Genomic DNA, 1,732 nt, shown 5'->3' with positions numbered 1-1,732 from the left:
TCGCACCTCCCGACTCGGGTTCGAGGGGCACCCCTTCCGCAAGGACTTCCCGCTGACCGGCTATGTCGAGGCCCGTTACGACGAGGACCAGAAGCGCGTGATCTACGAGCCGGTCCGTCTGACCCAGGATTTCCGCGCCTTCGACTTCCTCAGCCCGTGGGAAGGCATGACCAACGTCATGCTGCCCGGCGATGAGAAGGCGGCCCTCCAGGACGGGAGCAAGAAGCCGTGAGCATGACCGTTTCGACCGAATCGGCGACCGGCGTCGTCTCGACGGGGCCGAACGGGGCGATCAGCGCCTCCGGTCCGGAGAGCAAGACGCAGATCAAGCCCTACACGATGAATTTCGGGCCGCAGCATCCGGCCGCCCACGGCGTGCTCCGTCTGGTGATGGAGCTGAACGGCGAGGTGGTGGAGCGCTGCGATCCGCACATCGGCCTGCTGCACCGCGGCACCGAAAAGCTGATCGAGTACAAGACCTACATCCAGGCCGTGCCGTATTTCGACCGGCTGGACTATGTCAGCCCGATGTGCATGGAGCACGCCTATGTGCTCGGCATCGAGAACCTGCTGCAGATCAAGGCGCCGCTGCGCGCCCAGTACATCCGCGTGCTGTTCTCGGAAATCACCCGCATCCTGAACCACATCCTGTCGATCACGACCGGCGCGCTCGACGTCGGCGCGATCACCCCGGCGCTGTGGGGCTTCGAGGAACGCGAAATCCTCATGGAGTTCTACGAGCGCGTGTCGGGTGCCCGCCTGCACGCCAACTATTTCCGGCCGGGCGGCGTCGCCTGGGATATTCCGGACGGGCTGCTGGACGACATCTGGGCCTTCACCGAGCGTTTTCCGAAGTTCATGGACGACCTCGAAAGCCTGCTGACCGAGAACCGCATTTTCAAGCAGCGCACGGTCGACATCGGCATCGTTACCAAAGAGCAGGCGCTCGACTGGGCCTTCACGGGTCCGATGCTGCGCGGCTCCGGCGTCGCCTGGGATCTGCGCAAGTCGCAGCCCTACGAGGTCTATGACCGCATGGAGTTCGACGTCCCGGTCGGCCTGACCGGCGACTGCTGGGCGCGCTATCTGGTCCGCATGGAGGAGATGAAGCAGTCGCTGCGCATCATCCGCCAGTGCTGCAAGGAAATGCCGGCCGGTCCGTACAAGATCCAGGACCGCAAGGTGTCCCCGCCGCCGCGCGGCGAGATGAAGCGCTCGATGGAAGCGCTGATCCACCACTTCAAGCTCTTCACCGAGGGCTTCCACGTTCCCGCCGGCGAGACCTACACCGCCATCGAGGCGCCCAAGGGCGAATTCGGCGTGTATCTGGTGTCCGACGGCACCAACAAGCCCTACCGCTGCAAGATCCGCGCACCGGGCTTCGCCCATCTTCAGGGCCTGGACTTCATGTCGAAGGGGCACATGCTGGCCGACGCCGTCGCCAACATCGCCTCGATGGACATCGTTTTCGGAGAAATCGATCGATGAGCGCGCCCGCTTCCGATCACGGCCACGCCGAGCCGACCAGCTTCACCTTCACTCCGGAAAATCTGGAGCTGGCGAAGCGCATCATCGCCAAGTATCCGCAAGGCCGCCAGGCCAGCGCCTGCATGCCGCTGCTGGACGTTGCCCAGCGCCAGAATGGCGGCTGGCTGCCGCGCGTCGCCATGGACGCCGTGCCCGACCTGTTGGGGATGCCGCGCATCCGCGTGTACGAGGTCGCGACCTTCTA

General features: G+C 64.8%; 2 protein-coding genes and 1 pseudogene. All 3 read left to right on the top strand.

The features are described from left to right. Positions 1 to 232, top strand: a pseudogene (locus I71_RS07770) (NADH-quinone oxidoreductase subunit C); the annotation flags it as partial. Positions 233 to 339: 107 nt separating this feature from the next. Beyond that, positions 340 to 1,488 (top strand): NADH-quinone oxidoreductase subunit D, encoded by a 1,149-nt coding sequence (locus tag I71_RS07765; RefSeq protein WP_042693518.1) that lies wholly within the window; start codon positions 340 to 342, stop codon positions 1,486 to 1,488. Beyond that, on the top strand, positions 1,485 to 1,732 hold a 248-nt coding region (locus tag I71_RS07760), incomplete at its 3' end, for an NAD(P)H-dependent oxidoreductase subunit E (protein WP_042693515.1). The genes I71_RS07765 and I71_RS07760, both read left to right, overlap by 4 nt.

This window comes from Azospirillum sp. B506 (genome assembly GCF_000333595.1).
GTDB lineage: Bacteria > Pseudomonadota > Alphaproteobacteria > Azospirillales > Azospirillaceae > Azospirillum.
Note: the sequence above shows the minus strand (reverse complement) of the source record. Positions and strands in the feature narration are given on the sequence as shown.

What these genes read in the sequence shown, in the direction of transcription:
- I71_RS07765 (WP_042693518.1), top strand. Translation starts at nt 340, where the DNA reads ATGAATTTCGGGCCGCAGCATCCGGCCGCCCACGGCGTGCTCCGTCTG.